This is a genomic window from Streptomyces hygroscopicus subsp. hygroscopicus (genome assembly GCF_030269125.1).
In the GTDB taxonomy this organism is placed as follows: domain Bacteria; phylum Actinomycetota; class Actinomycetes; order Streptomycetales; family Streptomycetaceae; genus Streptomyces; species Streptomyces hygroscopicus_C.
In genome coordinates this window covers 291610-313166 of sequence record NZ_BSSM01000002.1, presented here as the reverse complement: position 1 = coordinate 313166, position 21557 = coordinate 291610, and the positions used below count along the sequence as shown (strand labels likewise).

Genomic DNA, 21557 nt, shown 5'->3' with positions numbered 1-21557 from the left:
CGCTCACCGCCGTGCCACACGCTGATCAGTCCCAAACCACCCAGAAGGGCGCTTCCGTGACATATCCGGGACCGCCGCGACCGGTCCACGTCTCCGCCACACCCCTCGCGGAGCTGGCCGATCAGCTGGGTGCCGCCGCCCCGGACGCCACCGCCGAGATCACCGGGATCACCCACGACTCGCGCGCCGTCCGCCCCGGCGACCTGTACGCCGCCCTCCCGGGCGCCCGGCTGCACGGCGCCGACTTCGTCACCCAGGCAGCCGGCCTCGGTGCCGCCGCCGTGCTCACCGACCCGACGGGCGCCGAGCGCGCCGCCGCGACCGGACTGCCGGTCCTGGTGGTGCCCGACCCGCGGGCCCGGATGGGCGAACTGGCGGCCACCATCTACGGCCACCCGGGCCGGGATCTGCTCCAGATCGGCATCACCGGCACCTCCGGCAAGACCACCACGGCCTACCTGGTCGAGGGCGGGCTGCGGACCGCGAAGTCCACCGGTCTCATCGGCACCGTCGAGACGCGCATCGGCGACGAGCGCATCAAGTCCGAGCGCACCACCCCCGAAGCCACCGACCTCCAGGCCCTGTTCGCCGTCATGCGTGAACGCGGGGTCGAGGCGGTCGCCATGGAGGTCTCCAGCCACGCCCTGGTCCTCGGCCGGGTCGACGGCTGCGTCTTCGACATCGCCGTGTTCTCGAACCTCAGCCCGGAGCACATGGAGTTCCACTCCGACATGGAGGACTACTTCCGGGCCAAGGCACAGCTCTTCACGCCGAAACGCAGCAGACTCGGCGTCGTCAACGTGGACGACGAGTACGGTCGCCGCCTCGTCGCCGAGGCCACCGTCCCCGTCGTGACCTACTCCGCCGAGGGCCACCCCGACGCCGACTGGCGCGCCGAGCACGTCCAGGTCGGGCCGCTGGACTCGACGTTCACCGTGCTCGGCCCGAGCGGCGAGCGCGTGCAGGCCCGGTCGCCGCTCGCCGGACCCTTCAACGTGGCGAACACCCTCGCCGCCATCGTCGCCCTCGCCGCGGCCGGGCTCGACGCCCAGACCGCCGCCGACGGCATCGCCGCCGTACCGGGCGTCCCGGGCCGCCTGGAGCGCGTCGACGCCGGGCAGCCCTACCTCGCGGTCGTGGACTACGCCCACAAGACCGACGCGGTCGAGTCGGTGCTCAAGGCGCTGCGCAAGGTCACCAAGGGCCGGCTGCACATCGTCCTGGGCTGCGGCGGCGACCGCGACCAGACCAAGCGCGCCCCGATGGGCGCCGCCGCGGCCCGGCTCGCCGACACGGCCGTACTGACTTCGGACAACCCCCGCTCGGAGGACCCGCTCGCGATCCTCGCGACCATGCTCCAGGGCGCGGCCTCCGTGCCCGCGCACGAGCGCGGCGAGGTGCTCCTCTTCGAGGAGCGGGCCGCCGCCATCGCCGCCGCCGTGGGCCGTGCCCAGGCCGGCGACACCGTGCTGGTCGCGGGCAAGGGCCACGAGCAGGGCCAGGACATCGCCGGTGTGGTCCGTCCGTTCGACGACCGCCAGGTGCTTCGCGAAGCTATCCAGAAGACCCAGGGATGAACTTGTGATCGCCCTCTCCCTCGCCGAGATCGCAGCTGTCGTCGGCGGGCAGACGCACGACATACCGGATCCGTCCGTCGAGGTCACCGGACCGGTCGTCCGGGACTCCCGTGAGGTGGTGCCCGGCAGCCTGTTCGCCGCCTTCGTCGGCGAGCGCGTGGACGGCCACGACTTCGCACCACAGGTCGTCGAGGCGGGCGCGGTCGCCGTGCTGGCGTCGCGCCCGGTCGGTGTGCCCGCGATCGTGGTCGAGGACGTACAGAGCGCCCTCGGCGCCCTGGCCCGGCACGTCGTCGGCAAGCTCGGCGCGACCCTCGTCGCCCTGACCGGCTCGGCGGGCAAGACCAGCACCAAGGACCTCATCGCCCAGGTGCTGGGCAGCAAGGCGCCCACGGTGTACACGCCGGGCTCCTTCAACAACGAGATCGGGCTGCCGCTGACCGCCCTGACCGCGACCGAGGAAACCCGTTTCCTGGTCCTGGAGATGGGCGCCCGCGGCATCGGCCACATCCGCTACCTCACCGGCCTCACCCCGCCGAGGATCGGCGTCGTCCTCAACGTCGGCACCGCCCACATCGGCGAGTTCGGCGGCCGCGAGCAGATCGCCCAGGCCAAGGGCGAGATCATCGAGGGGCTGCCCGAGGACGGCGCGGCCGTCCTCAACGCCGACGACCCGCTGGTGCGCGCCATGGCACCGCGTACCAAGGCGAAGGTGGTCCTTTTCGGAGAGTCGGCCGAAGCGGACGTACGCGCCGAGAATGTACGACTCACGGACACCGGACAGCCCTTCTTCAGGCTTCACACACCCTCCGGTGCATCTGATGTGACCATGCGCCTGTACGGTGAGCATCACGTGTCGAACGCGCTCGCCGCGGCCGCCGTCGCCCATGAGCTGGGCATGTCCGCGGAAGAGATCGCCACCGCGCTCTCCGGGGCGGGCTCCCTCTCCCGCTGGCGCATGGAGGTCACCGAGCGCCCGGACGGCGTGACCATCGTCAACGACGCCTACAACGCCAACCCCGAGTCCATGCGGGCCGCCCTTCGGGCGCTCGTGGCCATGGGCAAGGGACGGCGCACGTGGGCGGTGCTCGGCAAGATGGCCGAGCTGGGGGACGAGGCGCTCGCCGAGCACGACGCCGTCGGACGGCTCGCCGTCCGGCTCAACGTCAGCAAGCTCGTCGCCGTCGGGGGGATTGAGGCCTCCTGGCTGCAACTGGGCGCATATAACGAGGGTTCGTGGGGTGAGGAGTCGGTGCACGTGTCCGACGCACAGGCGGCGATCGACCTGTTGCGCAGCGAGTTGCGCCCGGGGGACGTCGTCCTCGTGAAGGCGTCCCGTTCGGTGGGGCTCGAAGGTGTCGCCGCGGCGCTGCTGGAGACCGGTGCCGAGGGTGAGGTTGCCGCCCGATGATGAACCAGATCCTGTTCTCGGGAGTCATTGGCCTCTTCCTCACCCTGGTCGGCACCCCGCTGCTGATCAAGCTGCTGGCCCGCAAGGGCTACGGCCAGTTCATCCGTGACGACGGCCCGCGCGAGCACCTCAGCAAGCGCGGTACGCCGACCATGGGTGGTATCGCCTTCATCCTGGCGACGGTCGCCGCGTACTTCCTGTCCAAGGTGATCACCGGCAAGCCGCCGACGTTCTCCGGCCTGCTGGTGCTCGGCCTGATGGTCGGCATGGGCCTGGTCGGCTTCCTGGACGACTACATCAAGATCGTCAAGCGGCGTTCACTGGGCCTGCGGGCCAAGGCGAAGATGGCCGGCCAGCTGATCGTCGGCATCGCCTTCGCCGTGCTGGCGCTGATGTTCCCCGACGCCCGCGGCAACACCCCGGCCTCCACCAAGCTGTCGTTCATCACGGACTTCGGCTGGTCGATCGGCCCGGTGCTGTTCGTGATCTGGGCGCTGTTCATGATCCTCGCGATGTCGAACGGCGTGAACCTGACCGACGGTCTGGACGGCCTGGCCACCGGCGCCTCCGTCCTCGTCTTCGGTGCCTACACCTTCATCGGCGTCTGGCAGTACCAGGAGTCCTGCGCCAACGCGCAGACCCTGACCAACCCGGCCGCCTGCTACGAGGTGCGCGACCCGCTCGACCTCGCCGTGGTCGCCTCCGCGCTGATGGGCGCCTGCCTGGGCTTCCTGTGGTGGAACACCTCGCCGGCGAAGATCTTCATGGGCGACACCGGCTCGCTCGCCCTCGGCGGTGTCCTCACCGGCCTGGCCATCCTCTCCCGCACGGAGCTGCTGGTGGCCATCATGGGCGGCCTGTTCGTCCTCATCACCATGTCGGTCGTCATCCAGGTCGGCTCCTTCCGGCTCACCGGCAAGCGCGTCTTCCGGATGGCGCCACTCCAGCACCACTTCGAACTCAAAGGCTGGTCCGAGGTCCTGGTCGTGGTCCGCTTCTGGATCATCCAAGGCATCTGTGTGATCGTCGGACTGGGCCTCTTCTACGCGGGATGGGCAGCGGAAAAGTGACCACCGGCTCGGCGCCCTACGACTTCCAGGGCAAGCACGTCACCGTCGCGGGACTCGGCGTCTCCGGCGTCCCGGCGGCCAAGGCGCTGCACGCGCGCGGCGCGATCGTCACGGTCGTCAACGACGGCGACGACGCCCGCGCCCGCGAGCAGGCCGCCGGTCTTCAGGCCCTCGGCGTCACCGTGCGCCTGGGCGACGGGGCCACCCTCCCGGAGGGCACCGAGCTGATCGTCACCGCCCCCGGCTGGCAGCCCGGCAAGCCGCTCTTCCAGGCGGCCGCCCAGGCGGGCGTGCCGGTCTGGGGCGACGTGGAGCTGGCCTGGCGGCTCAGGGGGCCCGACGCGGCCCCCTGGCTGGCCGTCACCGGCACCAACGGCAAGACCACCACCGTGCAGATGCTCGCCTCCATCCTGAAGGCGGCGGGCCTGCGCACGGCGGCCGTCGGCAACATCGGCGTCTCCCTGCTGGACGCCGTCCTCGGCGAGGAGACGTACGACGTCCTGGCCGTCGAGCTGTCCAGCTACCAGCTGCACTGGGCGCCCTCGCTGCGCGCCCATTCCGCAGCCGTCCTCAACCTCGCGCCCGACCACCTCGACTGGCACGGCTCCATGGAGGCCTACGCCGCCGACAAGGGCCGCATCTACGAGGGCAACAAGGTGGCCTGCGTCTACAACGTGGCCGACAAGGCCACCGAGGACCTCGTGCGCGAGGCCGACGTCGAAGAGGGGTGCCGGGCCGTCGGGTTCACCCTCGGCACCCCCGGACCCTCCCAACTGGGCGTCGTGGAGGGCATCCTGGTCGACCGCGCCTTCGTCGAGAACCGGCAGAAGAACGCGCAGGAACTGGCCGAGGTCTCGGACATCCACCCGCCGGCCCCGCACAACATCGCCAACGCCCTCGCGGCGGCGGCCCTCGCGCGCGCCTTCGGCGTGCCCGCCCGAGCCGTACGGGACGGACTGCGCGCCTTCCGGCCGGACGCCCACCGCATCGAGCACGTCGCCGACCTCGACGGCGTGGCCTACGTGGACGACTCCAAGGCGACCAACACCCATGCCGCGCAGGCCTCGTTGGCGGCCTACGAGTCGATCGTGTGGATCGCGGGAGGTCTCGCCAAGGGCGCGACCTTCGACGAACTGGTCGCCGCCTCGGCGAAGCGTCTGCGCGCCGTCGTCCTGATCGGCGCCGACCGGGCCCTGATCCGCGAGGCCCTCGCGCGACACGCGCCGGAAGTACCCGTGGTCGACCTCGACCGGACCGACACTGGGGCGATGCTCCAGGCGGTGACGGAGGCCAGGCGGCTCGCGGTCGCCGGCGACACGGTGCTCCTCGCTCCGGCCTGCGCCTCCATGGACATGTTCACCAACTACAACCAGCGCGGTGACGCGTTCGCGACGGCGGTCCGCGAACTCCGCGCCTGACCCCGGCCGCCCGCCGGGCGGATCCTGGGAGGGACGCGTGGGGCGGCAGACGTCCAGTGGAGGCGCCGATGCCCAGTAGCCGTACCGGAAAGCCCCCCGTGCAGCGGGCGTCCCGGCGTCCCGCCGTCCCCGGATCCGCGCGCGAGAACCCCGTACAGCGGCTCGTCACGCGCGCCCGGCGGGCCTGGGACCGGCCCCTGACCGCCTATTACCTGATCGTCGGCGGCAGCATGCTGATCACGGTGCTCGGCCTGGTGATGGTCTACTCGGCCTCCCAGGTCACCGCGCTCCAGATGTCGCTGCCCGGGTCGTACTTCTTCCGCAAGCAGCTGCTGGCCGCCGTGATCGGCGGCGTCCTGCTGTTCTCGGCCTCCCGGATGCCGGTGAAGCTGCACCGGGCGCTCGCCTACCCGATCCTCGCCGGTGCCGTCTTCCTGATGGCCCTGGTGCAGGTGCCCGGGATAGGGATGGCGGTCAACGGCAACCAGAACTGGATCGCGCTCGGAGGCTCCTTCCAGATCCAGCCCAGCGAGTTCGGCAAGCTCGCGCTGGTGCTGTGGGGCGCGGACCTGATCGCCCGCAAGCAGGAGAAGAAGCTGCTGACCCAGTGGAAGCACATGCTGGTGCCGCTGGTGCCGGTCGCCTTCCTGCTGCTCGGGCTGATCATGCTCGGCGGCGACATGGGAACCGCGATCATTCTCACAGCGATCCTGTTCGGACTGCTGTGGCTCGCGGGCGCCCCGACCCGGCTGTTCGCCGGCGTGCTGTCGATCGCGGTCGTGATCGGGGTGCTCCTGATCGAGACCAGCCCCAACCGGATGGCCCGCCTCGCCTGCATCGGCGCCACCGAGCCCCGGGCCAAGGGCGCGGACTGCTGGCAGGCGGTGCACGGCATCTACGCGCTCGCCTCCGGCGGACTCTTCGGCTCCGGGCTCGGCGCGAGTGTGGAAAAATGGGGCCAACTGCCGGAAGCGCACACCGACTTCATCTTCGCGGTCACCGGTGAGGAACTGGGCCTGGCGGGGACACTGTCGGTGCTCGCCCTGTTCGCGGCTCTAGGCTATGCGGGTATCCGCGTGGCCGGACGCACGAAGGACCCCTTCGTGAGGTACGCCGCGGGAGGCGTGACCACCTGGATCATCGCGCAGGCGGTGATCAACATCGGTGCGGTGCTCGGTCTGCTGCCGATCGCCGGTGTCCCGCTCCCGCTGTTCTCCTACGGAGGATCCGCCCTGCTGCCGACCATGTTCGCCATCGGGCTGCTGATCGCGTTCGCGCGCGACGATCCCGCTGCGCGGACGGCGCTTGCGATGCGGCAACCCCGCTTTGGTAGAAAGCGGGCGGGAGGCTCCGGTGCGGAGCGGGGGCCTCGGAGATGGAACACGATGCGACGGCGTGCCTCGGCGGCGCGTTCGTCCGGAGAGCGGTGAATTTCGGTGCATGTCGTACTCGCCGGTGGAGGGACCGCCGGCCACATCGAGCCCGCGCTCGCCCTCGCGGACGCCCTGCGCAGGCGGGACCCGAGCGTGGGGATCACGGCCCTGGGCACGGAGCGTGGCCTGGAGACCCGGCTCGTCCCGGAGCGCGGCTATGAGCTGGCGCTGATCCCGGCGGTGCCACTGCCGCGCAAGCCCACCCCCGAACTGATCACCGTCCCGGGCCGGCTGCGGGGCACCATCAAGGCCGCCGAGCAGATCCTCGAACGCACCAAGGCGGACGCCGTGGCCGGCTTCGGCGGTTACGTCGCGCTGCCCGCCTACCTGGCCGCCAAGCGGCTCGGTGTGCCCATCGTGATCCACGAGGCCAACGCGCGCCCGGGTCTGGCCAACAAGATCGGGTCCCGCTACGCGGCCCAGGTCGCCGTCTCCACGCCGGACAGCAAGCTGCGCAACTCCCGGTACATCGGCATCCCGCTGCGCCGCTCCATCGCCACGCTGGACCGCGCCGCCGTCCGCCCCGAGGCCCGGCACCGCTTCGGCCTCGACCCCAACCTGCCCACGCTGCTGGTCTCCGGCGGCTCGCAGGGCGCGCGCCGGCTCAACGAGGTCGTCCAGCAGGTCGCCCCGTGGCTCCAGCAGGCCGGCATCCAGATCCTGCATGCGGTCGGCCCGAAGAACGAACTGCCGCATGTGCAGCAGATGCCGGGTATGCCCCCCTACATCCCGGTAAGTTACCTGGACCGGATGGACCTCGCGTACGCCGCGGCCGACATGATGCTCTGCCGTGCGGGCGCGATGACCGTCGCCGAACTCTCCGCCGTCGGGCTGCCGGCCGCCTACGTCCCGCTGCCCATCGGCAACGGCGAACAGCGGCTGAACGCCCAGCCGGTGGTCAAGGCGGGCGGCGGACTCCTCGTGGACGACGCGGAGCTGACGCCCGAGTGGGTGCAGCAGAACGTGCTGCCCGTGCTCGCCGACCCGCACCGGCTCTACGAGATGTCGCGCGCCGCGAGCGAGTTCGGCCGCCGGGACGCCGACGACCTGCTCGTCGGCATGGTGTACGAGGCCATCGCCTCGCGCCACCACTAGCATCGGCGAGTGAGCCGAAGGCGCGCGCCGGTGCCGAGAGACCGAACGCGCGGAGGCGCGCGGCGCTGAGCACGACCGGGCTCTCGGCACCGGCTCGGGCGCGCCGGATGCGAACCGAGCCAAGGAAGGGATGGCGCGTGGCCGGACCGACGACCCGCGAACGCGGGGAACGCCAGCAGGAGTCGTCCGGCCCGCCGCTCGTCGGAAGGATCGGACGACCACGTCTTCGTACGATCGTCGTCCTGGCCGTGGCCGTGGTGCTCGTGGCGGCCGGTTCCCTCTGGGTGTTGTACGGCTCCTCGTGGCTGCGCGTCGAGCGCGTCCCGGTGTCGGGCACCCGGGTGCTGACCCCCGGCGAGGTGCGCGACGCGGCCGCCGTTCCGGTAGGGGCGCCGATGGTGTCCGTCGACACCGGTGCCATCGCGGCGCGAATGCGCCGGAAACTGCCCCGGATCGACACGGTCGACGTGTCCCGTTCCTGGCCGCACGGCATCGAGCTGAAGGTGACCGAGCGGACCCCGGTACTGCTCGTCCGCAAGGGCGGGGACTTCGACGAAGTCGACCATCGGGGCGTCCGGTTCGCCACGGTCGCACAGGCGCCCCCGGGCATTCCGCAGCTGCGGATGTCCGTGTCGGCGCGGGGCCCGGCCGCCGCGAGCCTGCGCCGCTTCGGCACCGGCCGGCTGGTGCGCGAGGCGGTCCGGGTGGCCGGCGAACTGCCGGGCCCCGTCCGGACCCTGACCCGCACCGTCCAGGTCCGCTCCTACGACGACATCGAGCTGGAGCTGGCCGACGGCCGCACCGTCGCCTGGGGCAGCGCGGAGAACGGCCGCGCCAAGGCACGGACCCTCACCGCACTCATGAAAGCAGCTTCCGGCGCACGGCACTTCGACGTCAGCGCCCCCACGGCCCCTGCGTCATCCGGGAGTTGACGCACATCAGCGCAGGCCAGCACCCTGGTTGGGCATCGCTATGGCTGATCACATAGGGTGAAAAGAAAAACGGGAGGTTCGGCGTGTTCGTTGAACGGGCGCCACTTGTCGACTTAGTGTCCTGTTCAGAAGACTCCAGAGAACAGACACACTGGTAACCCTAAACTTCAGGCTTAGGGTTCGGGTCGGCGCTACGGACCGTCCCATTCGGCATCTGTCGTCCCGGCGCGGGGAACCGCCCGGCGGCGACGACGTAATTCGAGGCGAGAGGCCTTCGACGTGGCAGCACCGCAGAACTACCTCGCAGTCATCAAGGTCATCGGTGTCGGCGGCGGTGGTGTCAATGCCATCAACCGGATGATCGAGGTCGGTCTCAAGGGTGTCGAGTTCATCGCCATCAACACCGACGCACAGGCGCTGTTGATGAGCGACGCCGACGTCAAGCTGGACGTCGGCCGTGAACTCACCCGCGGACTCGGCGCCGGCGCCAACCCGGCCGTCGGCCGCAAGGCCGCCGAGGACCACCGCGAGGAGATCGAGGAGGTCCTCAAGGGGGCCGACATGGTCTTCGTGACGGCCGGTGAAGGCGGCGGCACCGGCACCGGCGGCGCGCCCGTCGTGGCCAACATCGCGCGCTCCCTGGGCGCCCTCACCATCGGCGTGGTCACGCGCCCGTTCACCTTCGAGGGACGGCGCCGCGCGAACCAGGCCGAGGACGGCATCGCCGAGCTGCGCGAAGAGGTCGACACCCTCATCGTCATCCCGAACGACCGGCTGCTGTCCATCTCGGACCGCCAGGTCTCGGTCCTGGACGCCTTCAAGTCCGCCGACCAGGTCCTGCTCTCCGGTGTCCAGGGCATCACCGACCTCATCACCACCCCGGGCCTGATCAACCTCGACTTCGCCGACGTGAAGTCGGTCATGTCCGAGGCCGGTTCGGCCCTCATGGGCATCGGTTCGGCCCGCGGTGACGACCGCGCGGTGGCCGCGGCCGAGATGGCGATCTCCTCGCCGCTCCTGGAGGCGTCCATCGACGGCGCCCGGGGCGTGCTGCTGTCCATCTCCGGCGGCTCCGACCTCGGCCTCTTCGAGATCAACGAAGCGGCCCAGCTGGTCAGCGAGGCCGCCCACCCCGAGGCCAACATCATCTTCGGCGCGGTCATCGACGACGCCCTCGGCGACGAGGTCCGGGTCACCGTGATCGCGGCCGGCTTCGACGGCGGCCAGCCGCCGGCCCGCCGGGACAACGCGCTCGGCTCGGCCTCGACTTCGGCCCCGGCCCGCCGCGAGGAGCCCGCTCCGGTACGGCAGCCCGAGAGCCGCCCGTCCTTCGGCTCGCTCGGCAGCGTGAAGCCGAAGGAGGAGCCGGAGCCGGCCCCCGAGCCGGTGGCCGACATCCCGGTCGCCCCGCCGATCACCCCGGCGCCGCGACCCGCCTACTCGGACAGCGCGGCCGAGGAACTGGACGTCCCGGACTTCCTGAAGTGATAGGACAGCGCGAGAGCGTGAGCGGCGCGCACTTCGCCTTCACCGACAGGTGGGGCGGGGTGAGCGCCGCTCCGTATGAGGAGCTGAACCTCGGCGGCGCGGTCGGCGACACGCCCGAGGCCGTGAAGGCCAACCGGGAGACCGCGGCCGAGGCGCTCGGCCTGGACCCCGCCCGCGTGGTGTGGATGAACCAGGTGCACGGCGCCGAGGTGGCCGTGGTGGACGAGCCCTGGGGCACGGGGGTCCACCCGCTCCGGCGGAGCCGTGAGGGGGGGACCCCGGTACCGGAGGTCGACGCCCTCGTCACCGCCCGGCGCGGACTCGCCCTCGCCGTGCTCACCGCCGACTGCGTGCCGGTACTCCTCGCCGACCCCGTCGCCGGCGTGGTCGCCGCGGCCCACGCGGGTCGGCCCGGCATGGTCAAGGGGGTCGTCCCCGCCGCTGTACGGGCCATGGTCGAACTCGGCGCCGCGCCCGAGCGGATCGTCGCCCGCACCGGACCGGCCGTCTGCGGCCGGTGCTACGAGGTGCCGGAGTCGATGCGCGCCGAGGTGGCGGCCGTGGAGCCGACGGCGCACGCTGAAACCAGCTGGGGCACTCCGGCGGTCGACGTGAGCGCCGGAGTGCACGCACAGCTCGAACGGCTCGGGGTGTGCGACCGGGCGCAGTCGCCGGTGTGCACGCTGGAGTCGGACGACCACTTCTCATACCGTCGCGACCGCATCACCGGGCGACTCGCGGGCTATGTCTGGCTGGACTGATGAGGAATGACGGACCGTAAGACGGAACTCGCCGGGAATCTGGCGAATGTGGAGGAGCGCATCGCCGCCGCCTGCGCGGCCGCCGGCCGGGGGCGTGCGGAGGTGACCCTGATCGTGGTCACCAAGACCTACCCGGCGAGCGATGTGCGGATCCTGTCGGAACTCGGTGTGCGCCACGTCGCCGAGAACCGTGACCAGGACGCCGCGCCGAAGGCCGCGGCTTGTGCCGATCTGCCGCTGACGTGGCACTTCGTCGGTCAGTTGCAGACCAACAAGGTGCGTTCCGTGGTCGGTTACGCCGATGTCGTGCAGTCGATCGACCGCGCCCGGCTCGTCACCGCGCTGTCCAAGGAAGCGGTGCGCGCCGAGCGCGAGGTGGGGTGTCTCGTCCAGGTCGCGCTCGACGCGGACGCGAGCGGGCGGGGCGAGCGCGGAGGCGTGGCTCCCGGGGGAATCGAAGAGTTGGCCGATCTGGTCGCCGGCTCGCCGGGACTGCGGCTCGACGGCCTGATGACCGTCGCGCCGCTCACCGGGGAGTACGCGGGACGCGAACAGGCCGCGTTCGAGCGCCTCATGGATTTGTCGACTGACCTGCGCCGCGCCCATCCGGCTGCGACCATGGTGTCGGCAGGGATGAGTGCGGACCTCGAGCAGGCCGTGGCCGCCGGGGCGACACATGTGCGCGTCGGCACTGCGGTACTCGGCGTCCGTCCCCGGCTCGGGTAACGTCGCCAGGAAGTCGGACCACAGCAGAAAATATGGTCAGTGTTCGCGAAACGGACACAACGACCGCGTGGATCGCGGGCACTTGGCAGTCGTCAGCCGATCCACCACAGAGCGGAGGACTCAGAGCATGGCCGGCGCGATGCGCAAGATGGCGGTCTACCTCGGCCTCGTGGAGGACGATGGGTACGACGGCCGCGGATTCGACCCCGATGACGATTTCGAGCCCGAGTTGGACCCCGAGCCCGAGCGGGACCACCGACGGCATGAGCCGTTGCATCAACCACATGAAGCGCATCAGCCCCAAAGGGATGAATCGGTGCGAGTGGTGCAGCCTCCGGCGCCGCGTGAGCCGGTCTCCCGGGCGGCTTCGCCGGCCGCGGAATCGGGTCGCCCGGCGCGGATCGCGCCCGTGGCGTCCATCACACAAGAACGTCAGTCCCTGGAGAAGAACGCGCCGGTGATCATGCCCAAGGTCGTGTCGGAACGAGAGCCTTACCGGATCACCACGTTGCACCCGCGGACCTACAACGAGGCCCGTACCATCGGGGAACACTTCCGTGAGGGCACTCCGGTGATCATGAATCTGACTGAGATGGACGACACAGACGCGAAGCGACTTGTCGACTTTGCGGCCGGATTGGTGTTTGGTCTTCACGGCAGTATCGAGCGGGTGACGCAGAAGGTGTTCCTGTTGTCTCCTGCTAACGTCGATGTCACGGCGGAGGACAAGGCCCGCATCGCAGAGGGCGGGTTCTTCAACCAGAGCTGAGACGCAGACCGGACCGCAGTACGCAAGAGCACGGAAACAGGGGAGAGGGAAGCGCAGCCATGAGCGTGTTCGCGCAGGTGATCTACATCGCGCTGATGGTGTTTCTCGTCGTGCTCATCTTCCGGCTGGTCATGGACTACGTCTTCCAGTTCGCCCGCTCATGGCAACCCGGCAAGGCGATGGTGGTCGTACTGGAGGCCACCTACACTGTCACCGATCCACCGCTGAAGCTTCTGCGGCGGTTCATTCCGCCGCTGCGTCTCGGGGGCGTGGCGCTCGACCTGTCCTTCTTCGTACTGATGATCATCGTCTACATTCTCATCGCCATCGTGCAGAACTTCGTGAGATGAGCGTGTTGGACGATCCGGTCTTGCCGACTGCCGATGACTACGTTGAGGTGAAGAGATGCCGTTGACCCCCGAGGACGTGCGGAACAAGCAGTTCACGACCGTCCGCCTCCGAGAAGGCTATGACGAGGACGAGGTCGATGCCTTCCTCGACGAGGTCGAAGCCGAACTGACCCGTCTGCTCCGGGAGAACGAGGACCTGCGCGCGAAGCTGGCGGCCGCCACGCGGGCCGCCGCGCAGAACCAGCAGAACTCCAGGAAACCTCCGGAGCAGGAGCAGCAGCAGGGCATGCGAGGTCCCGGCGCTCCGGTACCCGCCGGGATATCGGGCCCGCCGCAGCAGCAGATGGGTGGCCCCATGGGTGGTCCGCCCCAGCTGCCGAGCGGTGCCCCGCAGCTGCCCGCCGGTCCCAGCGGTCAGGGTGGTCCCCAGGGTCCCGGCCCGATGGGCCAGGGTCCGATGGGACAGGGTCCGATGGGACAGGGCCCCATGGGTCAGGGCCCGATGGGTCAGGGCCCCATGGGCCAGGGCCCGATGGGCGGTCAGCCGCCCATGCAGCAGCAGATGGGTGGCCCCATGGGCGGTCCGATGGGTGGCCCGATGGGCGGTCCCATGGGCGGTCCCGGTCAGGGCCCCGGTGGCGACAGCGCCGCCCGTGTCCTCTCGCTGGCCCAGCAGACCGCCGACCAGGCGATCGCCGAGGCCCGCTCCGAGGCCAACAAGATCGTCGGCGAGGCACGCAGCCGCGCCGAGGGTCTGGAGCGTGACGCCCGTGCCAAGGCCGACGCCCTGGAGCGGGACGCGCAGGAGAAGCACCGCGTCGCGATGGGCTCCCTGGAGTCCGCCCGCGCCACGCTGGAGCGCAAGGTCGAGGACCTGCGCGGCTTCGAACGCGAGTACCGCACGCGCCTGAAGTCGTACCTGGAGTCGCAGCTGCGCCAGCTGGAGACCCAGGCCGACGACTCGCTGGCCCCGCCGCGCACCCCGGCTGCCGCGTCCCTGCCGCCGTCCCCGGCGCCCTCCATGGCTCCGGCCGGCGCGAGCGCCCCGTCCTACGGCGGCAACCAGACGATGGGCGGCTCGCCCGCCCCGGCGTCCGGCCCGTCCTACGGCGGTCAGCAGCAGATGACGCCCGCGATGACCCAGCCGATGGCTCCGGTCCGCCCCCAGGGCCCGTCCCCCATGGGCCAGGCCCCCTCGCCGATGCGTGGTTTCCTGATCGACGAGGACGACAACTGAAGCACCGGGAACGGTGAGCAGTACGCCATAGGCGTCGGCAGCGCCCAGGACGCGGCCCCGGATCGATGGATCCGGGGCCGCGTCCTTTTGTCTGCGGCGCGCTCTTCGCGCCGGGGCGCGCTCTCTGCGGGGGGGCGCGCCCCGTGCATGGGGCGCGTTGAAGCTTCAGGGGCGCCGGACCGTACCGATGTGCGGTCCGCCGCGCGGGCGCGCGGTCCGGCTTCCCGCCCGCGCCCATGAAGCAGGGCCCGCCCTCCGGAACCGGAGAACGGGCCCTGCTCGGACGGCCGTCGGCGCTTACGCCTTCCGCAGCCGGAACGCCAGGCTCAGCCCCTCGTCGGTGAAGGCGTCACCGAAGCTGTCGTCGGCCTCACCCTGACCGAAGTCGGTCGCCAGGACCTCCTCCGCGATCAGCTCGGCATGCTCGGACAGCGCCGCGATCACCGCCGGGTCCGTGGACGTCCACCGCAGCGCGATCCTGTCGGCGACGTCCAGGCCGCTGTTCTTGCGCGCCTCCTGGATGAGCCGGATGGCGTCACGGGCAAGACCCGCCTGCCGCAGCTCCTCCGTGATCTCCAGGTCCAGCGCCACCGTCGCACCGGAGTCGGACGCCACCGACCAGCCCTCGCGCGGCGTCTCGGTGATGATCACCTCGTCCGGCGCCAGGGTGATCGTCTCACCGTCGACCTCCACCGACGCCGTGCCCTGCCGCAGCGCCAGCGAGAGCGCGGCGGCGTCCGCGGCGGCGATCGCCTTGGCGACCTCCTGCACCCGCTTGCCGAACCGCTTGCCCAGCGCACGGAAGTTGGCCTTGGCGGTGGTGTCCACCAGCGAGCCGCCGACCTCGGACAGCGACGCCAGCGAGGAGACGTTCAGCTCCTCCGTGATCTGCGTGTGCAGCTCGCGGTCCAGGGTCTCGAACCCGCTCGCCGCGATCAGCGCACGGGACAGCGGCTGACGCGTCTTGACGCCCGACTCGGCACGCGTGGCACGGCCCAGCTCCACGAGCCGGCGCACCAGCACCATCTGCTTCGACAGCTCAGGGTCGATCGAACCGAGGTCCGTCTCCGGCCAGGACGCCAGGTGCACCGACTCCGGCGCGCCCGGGGTGACCGGAGCGATCAGGTCCTGCCACACCCGCTCGGTGATGAACGGGGTGATCGGCGCCATCAACCTGGTGACCGTCTCCAGCACCTCGTGCAGCGTGCGCAGCGCGGCCTTGTCGCCCTGCCAGAAGCGGCGGCGCGAACGGCGGACGTACCAGTTGGACAGGTCGTCGACGAACGCGGACAGCAGCTTGCCGGCGCGCTGGGTGTCGTACCCCTCCAGCGCCTGCGTCACCTGGTCGGTGAGCGCGTGCAGTTCGGACAGCAGCCAGCGGTCGAGCAGCGGGCGCTCGGCCGGTGCCGGGTCCGCCGCGCTCGGCGCCCAGTTCGACGTACGGGCGTACAGCGCCTGGAAGGCGACCGTGTTCCAGTACGTCAGCAGCGTCTTGCGGACGACCTCCTGGATGGTGCCGTGGCCGACCCGGCGGGCCGCCCACGGGGAACCGCCCGCCGCCATGAACCACCGCACCGCGTCCGCGCCGTGCTGGTCCATCAGCGGGATCGGCTGCAGGATGTTGCCCAGGTGCTTGGACATCTTGCGGCCGTCCTCGGCGAGGATGTGGCCGAGGCACACGACGTTCTCGTACGACGACTTGTCGAACACCAGGGTGCCGATGGCCATCAGCGTGTAGAACCAGCCGCGGGTCTGGTCGATCGCCTCGGAGATGAACTGCGCCGGGTAACGGCTCTCGAACAGCTCCTTGTTCTTGTACGGGTAGCCCCACTGCGCGAACGGCATCGAGCCCGAGTCGTACCAGGCGTCGATGACCTCCGGCACGCGCGTGGCGGTCTTGCGGCAGCCCTCGTGCGGGCAGCCGAAGGTGATCGCGTCGATGTACGGGCGGTGCGGGTCGAGGTCCGACTGGTCGGTGCCGGACAGTTCGGACAGCTCCGCGCGGGAGCCGACGCAGGTGAGGTGGTCGTCCTCGCAGCGCCAGATCGGCAGCGGGGTGCCCCAGTAGCGGTTGCGGGACAGCGCCCAGTCGATGTTGTTGTTCAGCCAGTCGCCGAACCGGCCGTGCTTGACCGTCTCCGGGAACCAGTTGGTCTTCTCGTTCTCCTGGATCAGGCGGTCCTTGATGGCCGTCGTACGGATGTACCAGGAGGGCTGCGCGTAGTAGAGCAGCGCGGTGTGGCAGCGCCAGCAGTGGGGGTAGCTGTGTTCGTACGGCAGGTGCCTGAAGAGCAGCCCGCGCTGCTTGAGGTCCTCGGTGAGCTGTTCGTCGGCCTTCTTGAAGAAGACGCCGCCGACCAGCGGCACGTCCTCCTCGAAGGTGCCGTCGGGGCGCACCGGGTTGACGACGGGCAGGCCGTAGGAGCGGCAGACCCTGAGGTCGTCCTCGCCGAAGGCGGGGGACTGGTGGACCAGACCCGTACCGTCCTCGGTGGTCACGTAGTCGGCGTTCACCACGTAGTGGGCCGGCTCGGGGAACTCGACGAGCTCGAACGGGCGCTGGTACGTCCAGCGCTCCATCTCGGCGCCGGTGAAGGTCCGCCCGGTGGGCTCCCAGCCCTCGCCGAGCGCCTTGGCGAGCAGGGGCTCGGCGACGACGACCTTCTCCTCGCCGTTCGTGGCGACGACGTAGGTGACCTCCGGGTGCGCGGCGACCGCCGTGTTGGAGACCAGGGTCCAGGGGGTCGTCGTCCACACCAGGAGCGCGGCCTCGCCGGCCAGCGGGCCGGAGGTGAGCGGGAAGCGGACGTACACCGAGGGGTCGACGACCGTCTCGTAGCCCTGCGCCAGCTCGTGGTCCGACAGACCCGTGCCGCAGCGCGGGCACCAGGGGGCGACGCGGTGGTCCTGGACCAGCAGGCCCTTGCCGAAGATCTCCTTCAGCGACCACCAGACCGACTCCACGTACTCCGGGTCCATGGTCCGGTAGGCGTCGTCCAGGTCGACCCAGTAGCCCATGCGGGTCGTCAGCTCGGTGAAGGCGTCGGTGTGCCGGGTCACGGACTCGCGGCACTTGGCGTTGAACTCGGCGATGCCGTACGCCTCGATGTCCTGCTTGCCGGAGAAGCCCAGCTCCTTCTCCACGGCCAGCTCCACGGGCAGGCCGTGGCAGTCCCAGCCGGCCTTGCGGGCCACGTGGTAGCCCCGCATGGTGCGGAAGCGGGGGAAGACGTCCTTGAAGACGCGCGCCTCGATGTGGTGGGCGCCGGGCATGCCGTTGGCGGTGGGCGGCCCCTCGTAGAACACCCACTCGGGGCGGCCCTCGGACTGCTCCAGGGTCTTGGCGAAGATCTTCTGCTCGCGCCAGAAGTCGAGCACGGCGTGCTCAAGCGCGGGCAGGTCGACCTGTGCGGGCACCTGGCGGTACGTCGGCGCTGTCATCTGCGAGCATCCTCCAACGGACTTTCTGCCTTCCGTCGGAGGGACGAGAGCTTCGATTCCTCACGCCGTGTGCGGCGCGCTCCCGCGGTACCACCCTCCTTGGCCCGCCGCCGCGCCTCAGGCGCCGGTGAGCCCCCTCATTGGGTCGCGAAACCGGTTCTACTGGCCTGGGCCCTCGGGCTGTGGCTTTCTTCCGGCGGCTCCGGGGTGATCTTCACGTCGCGCTCGCCCCCGGGCTTCCACCGACCCCGGGTCGCTCTGGGCTGCGTACGCCGCTACTCGTCCCCATCCACGCTTTTCGCTTCGCCCAGTGTACGGCGCCGCGCGGACAGCGGCCGACCGCTTTTCGGGGCGGCGGTGGCCGCGGGTCCGGCGCGGGCGCCGTATGCCCCGAATGGGGAGGGTGCGGGGGTGATGCCGCGCGGGACGGATTACCCGGCGGGGAGCTGGGCACAACGGATGCAGGCCCGTCGCGCGGGGGGTGCGGGCGGGCGAATCGGGCGGTGTGCCCCGTTGCCGCGGGAGGCGAGTCGATTTATCGTCCCAGCACGATTCGCGCGCAATATCACAATATGTGAAGGGGCCGCGGCCATGGTGGCGAAGAGGACCGCGAAGAAGACCGTGGCCGACAGGACGGGTGCCGAGAAGACCGCTGCCGAGAAGACCGTCGTCGAGAAGACGGTGGTGAGGGAGGCCGTGGCCGAGGAGGGGGACGAGAAGGCGGTGGCCAGGAAGGCCGCCGCCGGGAAGGGAGCCACCGTGAAGCCGGTCCTGGAGCAGTCAGGCGTGGCCGAGGAGGCCGCCGCCCACCCGGTGGCGAAGAAGGCGGCCGCCAAGAAGACGACGGCGAGGAAGACGACGGCGGCCGGGAGGACAGCCGCCGGACGAACGGCCGCCGTGCGGGCGGATTCCGGGAAGCCGGCCGCCGGGAGGACGGCGACCGGGAAACCGGAGGCCGAGAAGACGGCGGCGAAGAAGACGGAGGCCGAGAGGACGGAGGCCGAGAAGACGGCGGCCAAGAAGACGGCGGCCAAGAAGACGGCGGCGAGGAAAACGGCCGCCAAGAAGACCGCGGCAGCGGGAACCACCGCCGCGAAGGCCGCGAAGGCGGCGGCCCACAAGGCGGAGCCGGGCGAGAAGAGCACGGCCAAGAAGGCGGGCGCGGCGCGGGCCGCGAAGCAGACGGGAGCCACGAGCGTGGTTGCGAAGAAGACTCCTGGTACGGCCACGGCGGAGGAGACCGCCCTGCCGAAGGCGCGGCTCGCCGCGGCGGAGCCCGGCGAGCTGGCGGTGCGTCCCGGCGAGGAACCCTGGACCGAACAGGAGGTCGCCGAGGCGCGCACCGAGCTCCAGTCCGAGATGGAGCGGCTGCGGCAGGAGATCAGCTCGTCCGAGGAGTCTCTCGTCGGCCTGATGCGCGACTCCGGGGACGGCGCGGGCGACGACCAGGCCGACACCGGCACCAAGAACATCACCCGCGAGCACGAACTGGCGCTGGCCGCCAACGCGCGCGAGATGCTCGTCCAGACCGAGCGCGCGCTCGAACGGCTGGACGCGGGCACCTACGGTCTGTGCGAGAACTGCGGCAAGCCCATCGGCAAGGCCCGGATGCAGGCCTTTCCACGGGCCACCCTGTGCGTGGAGTGCAAGCAGAAGCAGGAACGCCGCTCCTGAGCGTGTGGGGCCGCCGGAGCGTGCCGTAGTCTCGTCCCCAGTCAGGTACCTAGGTCGAGGGACGCACGTGGCAGAGGCGGAGCGCATCATCAATACGCCGGACACCCCGGGGGACGGCGCACAGGAGGCCCCGGAGCCGGCACGGGACCAGCGGACCGGCCGGGGCCGCCGGATCGCCGTGCTGTTCGCCGTGGCCGCGTTCGCCTACGCGCTCGACCTGATCAGCAAGACGCTGGTGGTGGCCAAGCTGGAGGGCCACGCGCCGATCAAGCTCGTCGGGGACCTGCTGGAGCTGCACGCCATCCGCAACCCGGGTGCCGCCTTCGGTTTCGGCGCGGCCTTCACCGTGATCTTCACGCTGATCGCCGCCGCGGTCATCGTGGTGATCATGCGCCTGGCCCGCAAGCTCTACAGCTTCCCCTGGGCGGTCGCGCTGGGCCTGCTGCTGGGCGGCGCGCTCGGCAACCTCACCGACCGGATCTTCCGGGCGCCGGGGGTCTTCGAGGGCCAGGTCGTGGACTTCATCGCGCCCAAGGGCTTCGCGATCTTCAACCTCGCCGACTCGGCCATCGTGTGCGGCGGCATCCTGATCGTGCTGCTGTCCTTCCGCGGCCTGGACCCGGACGGCACGGTCCACAAGGACTGACGGCGCGGCCCCGGGGGACCGCGCCGGAGCCGGTCGAGGGGGCCGGCCGGAGCCGGTTTTCCACAGGCTCGGTCGGGGTCGTTCCGCCCGTCCGGCATACTCGACGGGTGAGCACGATTCCCGAGATCCGTAACCTGCCCGTGCCCGACGGCCTGGAGGGCGAGCGCGTCGACGCCGCCATCTCCCGCATGTTCGGCTTCTCCCGCACGAAGGCGGCCGAACTGGCCGCGGCCGGCAAGGTGCAGGTCGACGGCGCGGTGGTCGGCAAGTCCGAGCGGGTGAGCGGCGGCGCCTGGCTGGAGGTCGAGATGCCGCAGGCACCCGCGCCGGTGCAGGTGGTCGCCGAGCCCGTCGAGGGCATGGAGATCGTGCACGACGACGACGACGTGGTCGTGATCGTCAAGCCGGTCGGCGTGGCCGCGCACCCCTCCCCGGGCTGGACGGGACCGACGGTCATCGGCGGTCTCGCCGCCGCCGGCTACCGGATCTCCACCTCCGGCGCCGCCGAGCGCCAGGGCATCGTGCACCGCCTGGACGTGGGCACCTCCGGCCTGATGGTGGTCGCCAAGTCGGAGTACGCGTACACCTCGCTCAAGCGCCAGTTCAAGGAGCGCACGGTCGACAAGCGCTACCACACCCTGGTCCAGGGCCACCCGGACCCGACGAGCGGCACCATCGACGCCCCGATCGGCCGCCATCCGAACCACGACTACAAGTGGGCGGTCACCGCCGACGGCAAGCCCTCGGTGACGCACTACGACCTCATCGAGGCATTCCGCGCCGCCTCCCTGCTGGACGTGAAGCTGGAGACGGGCCGCACCCACCAGATCCGCGTCCACATGGCCGCCCACCGCCACCCGTGCGTCGGCGACCTGACCTACGGCGCCGACCCCACCCTCGCCAAGCGGCTGCGGATCACCCGCCAGTGGCTGCACGCCGTACGCCTCGGCTTCGAGCACCCGGGCGACGGCCGCTGGGTGGAGTTCGCGTCCGACTACCCCGAGGACCTCCAGCAGGCCCTCGACCAGGTGCGCGAGGAGACCTACGGGTGACCCCCACCGTCCGGGTCGCCGAGGACCCCGCCGACCTCGAAGCCTGCTTCGCCGTGCGCAAGGAGGTCTTCGTCCGCGAACAAGGCGTGGACGAGACCATCGAGTACGACGCGTACGACGCCGTCGCCGTGCATGTGCTGGCCGTCCGCGCGGACGGAGTGCCGCTGGGCACCGGCCGGCTGCTGACCGGCGAGGCGGCCGTCGCCAAGACCGGCGCGGACCCGTCCGTCGGCTCCCTCGGGCGGCTCGCCGTCTCCCGCGAGGCGCGCGGGCTCGGCATCGGCGCCGCCCTGGTACGAGCCATCGAGGACGCGGCCCGCGCGCGGGGCCTCGCCGCGGTGGACCTGCACGCGCAGACCCAGGCACTGGGCTTCTACGAGCGGCTCGGCTACGAGGCGTACGGCCCGGAGTTCGAGGACGCCGGCATGCCCCACCGGGCGATGCGCCGCGCCCTGTAGCGGCCGGCGAAGGAGCCGG

Annotated in this window: 18 protein-coding genes; 17 read left to right on the top strand and 1 reads right to left on the bottom strand. The window is 71.0% G+C overall.

Annotated features, from left to right (window positions below; all coding sequences use genetic code 11):
• Positions 1–56: 56 nt before the first annotated feature.
• The 13 genes from QSK45_RS05870 (at position 57) to QSK45_RS05810 (ending at position 14267) form a co-directional block, all read left to right on the top strand.
• Positions 57–1577, top strand: a complete 1521-nt coding sequence (locus QSK45_RS05870) for a UDP-N-acetylmuramoyl-L-alanyl-D-glutamate--2,6-diaminopimelate ligase (RefSeq protein WP_285553913.1) — start codon at positions 57–59, stop codon at positions 1575–1577.
• A gap of 4 nt (positions 1578–1581) precedes the next feature.
• On the top strand, positions 1582–2988 hold the full coding sequence (locus QSK45_RS05865) for a UDP-N-acetylmuramoyl-tripeptide--D-alanyl-D-alanine ligase (RefSeq protein WP_285553911.1): 1407 nt from the start codon (positions 1582–1584) through the stop codon (positions 2986–2988).
• Entirely contained in the window at positions 2985–4058 is a 1074-nt protein-coding gene (mraY, locus tag QSK45_RS05860; protein WP_285553910.1) for a phospho-N-acetylmuramoyl-pentapeptide-transferase, read from the top strand. The genes QSK45_RS05865 and mraY overlap by 4 nt, the downstream gene beginning before the upstream one ends.
• Entirely contained in the window at positions 4040–5476 is a 1437-nt protein-coding gene (murD, locus tag QSK45_RS05855) for a UDP-N-acetylmuramoyl-L-alanine--D-glutamate ligase (protein ID WP_285553909.1), read from the top strand. The genes mraY and murD overlap by 19 nt, the downstream gene beginning before the upstream one ends.
• A gap of 68 nt (positions 5477–5544) precedes the next feature.
• Positions 5545–6906 (top strand): putative lipid II flippase FtsW, encoded by a 1362-nt coding sequence (gene ftsW / locus QSK45_RS05850; protein ID WP_285553908.1) that lies wholly within the window; start codon positions 5545–5547, stop codon positions 6904–6906.
• A 6-nt stretch (positions 6907–6912) separates the two neighbouring features.
• Positions 6913–8004, top strand: a complete 1092-nt coding sequence (murG, locus tag QSK45_RS05845) for an undecaprenyldiphospho-muramoylpentapeptide beta-N-acetylglucosaminyltransferase (protein WP_285553907.1) — start codon at positions 6913–6915, stop codon at positions 8002–8004.
• Positions 8005–8141: 137 nt separating this feature from the next.
• Entirely contained in the window at positions 8142–8936 is a 795-nt protein-coding gene (locus tag QSK45_RS05840; protein ID WP_285553905.1) for a cell division protein FtsQ/DivIB, read from the top strand.
• A 279-nt stretch (positions 8937–9215) separates the two neighbouring features.
• Positions 9216–10424, top strand: coding sequence for a cell division protein FtsZ (gene ftsZ, locus QSK45_RS05835; RefSeq protein ID WP_285553903.1), 1209 nt, complete (start codon positions 9216–9218; stop codon positions 10422–10424).
• The gene (gene pgeF, locus QSK45_RS05830; RefSeq protein ID WP_285553902.1) at positions 10421–11185 is read left to right on the top strand and encodes a peptidoglycan editing factor PgeF; all 765 of its coding nucleotides are present in this window, start codon (positions 10421–10423) and stop codon (positions 11183–11185) included. The genes ftsZ and pgeF overlap by 4 nt, the downstream gene beginning before the upstream one ends.
• A gap of 6 nt (positions 11186–11191) precedes the next feature.
• A complete protein-coding gene (locus QSK45_RS05825; RefSeq protein WP_285553900.1) occupies positions 11192–11911 on the top strand; it encodes a YggS family pyridoxal phosphate-dependent enzyme in 720 nt (239 codons plus the stop codon).
• 127 nt (positions 11912–12038) lie between these two features.
• Positions 12039–12680, top strand: coding sequence for a cell division protein SepF (locus QSK45_RS05820; RefSeq protein WP_285553898.1), 642 nt, complete (start codon positions 12039–12041; stop codon positions 12678–12680).
• Positions 12681–12739: 59 nt separating this feature from the next.
• Entirely contained in the window at positions 12740–13030 is a 291-nt protein-coding gene (locus tag QSK45_RS05815; RefSeq protein ID WP_285553895.1) for a YggT family protein, read from the top strand.
• A 55-nt stretch (positions 13031–13085) separates the two neighbouring features.
• Positions 13086–14267 (top strand): DivIVA domain-containing protein, encoded by a 1182-nt coding sequence (locus tag QSK45_RS05810; RefSeq protein WP_285553893.1) that lies wholly within the window; start codon positions 13086–13088, stop codon positions 14265–14267.
• A gap of 297 nt (positions 14268–14564) precedes the next feature.
• Here QSK45_RS05810 and ileS read toward each other — a convergent pair whose 3' ends face one another.
• Positions 14565–17708, bottom strand: a complete 3144-nt coding sequence (gene ileS, locus QSK45_RS05805; RefSeq protein ID WP_285553890.1) for an isoleucine--tRNA ligase — start codon at positions 17706–17708, stop codon at positions 14565–14567.
• Between the two features lie 591 nt (positions 17709–18299).
• Between ileS and QSK45_RS05800 the strand changes: the two genes are divergently transcribed.
• The 4 genes from QSK45_RS05800 (at position 18300) to QSK45_RS05785 (ending at position 21538) form a co-directional block, all read left to right on the top strand.
• The gene (locus QSK45_RS05800; RefSeq protein WP_285553889.1) at positions 18300–19382 is read left to right on the top strand and encodes a TraR/DksA family transcriptional regulator; all 1083 of its coding nucleotides are present in this window, start codon (positions 18300–18302) and stop codon (positions 19380–19382) included.
• A 67-nt stretch (positions 19383–19449) separates the two neighbouring features.
• Positions 19450–20028 (top strand): signal peptidase II, encoded by a 579-nt coding sequence (lspA, locus tag QSK45_RS05795; RefSeq protein ID WP_285553887.1) that lies wholly within the window; start codon positions 19450–19452, stop codon positions 20026–20028.
• Between the two features lie 107 nt (positions 20029–20135).
• Positions 20136–21080 carry an RluA family pseudouridine synthase gene (locus QSK45_RS05790; RefSeq protein ID WP_285553885.1) on the top strand — a complete coding sequence of 315 codons (945 nt, stop codon included), beginning with the start codon at positions 20136–20138 and terminating at the stop codon, positions 21078–21080.
• A complete protein-coding gene (locus QSK45_RS05785; RefSeq protein ID WP_285553883.1) occupies positions 21077–21538 on the top strand; it encodes a GNAT family N-acetyltransferase in 462 nt (153 codons plus the stop codon). The genes QSK45_RS05790 and QSK45_RS05785 overlap by 4 nt, the downstream gene beginning before the upstream one ends.
• Positions 21539–21557: the final 19 nt, after the last annotated feature.

Excerpts from the sequence above, each read along its gene's own strand:
- ftsW (WP_285553908.1), top strand. The coding sequence starts at position 5,545 with ATGCCCAGTAGCCGTACCGGAAAGCCCCCCGTGCAGCGGGCGTCCCGG.
- QSK45_RS05810 (WP_285553893.1), top strand. The coding sequence starts at position 13,086 with ATGCCGTTGACCCCCGAGGACGTGCGGAACAAGCAGTTCACGACCGTC.
- ileS (WP_285553890.1), bottom strand. The coding sequence starts at position 17,708 with ATGACAGCGCCGACGTACCGCCAGGTGCCCGCACAGGTCGACCTGCCC.
- QSK45_RS05800 (WP_285553889.1), top strand. The coding sequence starts at position 18,300 with ATGGTGGCGAAGAGGACCGCGAAGAAGACCGTGGCCGACAGGACGGGT.
- QSK45_RS05820 (WP_285553898.1), top strand. The coding sequence starts at position 12,039 with ATGGCCGGCGCGATGCGCAAGATGGCGGTCTACCTCGGCCTCGTGGAG.
- mraY (WP_285553910.1), top strand. The coding sequence starts at position 2,985 with ATGATGAACCAGATCCTGTTCTCGGGAGTCATTGGCCTCTTCCTCACC.
- QSK45_RS05825 (WP_285553900.1), top strand. The coding sequence starts at position 11,192 with ATGACGGACCGTAAGACGGAACTCGCCGGGAATCTGGCGAATGTGGAG.
- QSK45_RS05815 (WP_285553895.1), top strand. The coding sequence starts at position 12,740 with ATGAGCGTGTTCGCGCAGGTGATCTACATCGCGCTGATGGTGTTTCTC.
- murD (WP_285553909.1), top strand. The coding sequence starts at position 4,040 with ATGGGCAGCGGAAAAGTGACCACCGGCTCGGCGCCCTACGACTTCCAG.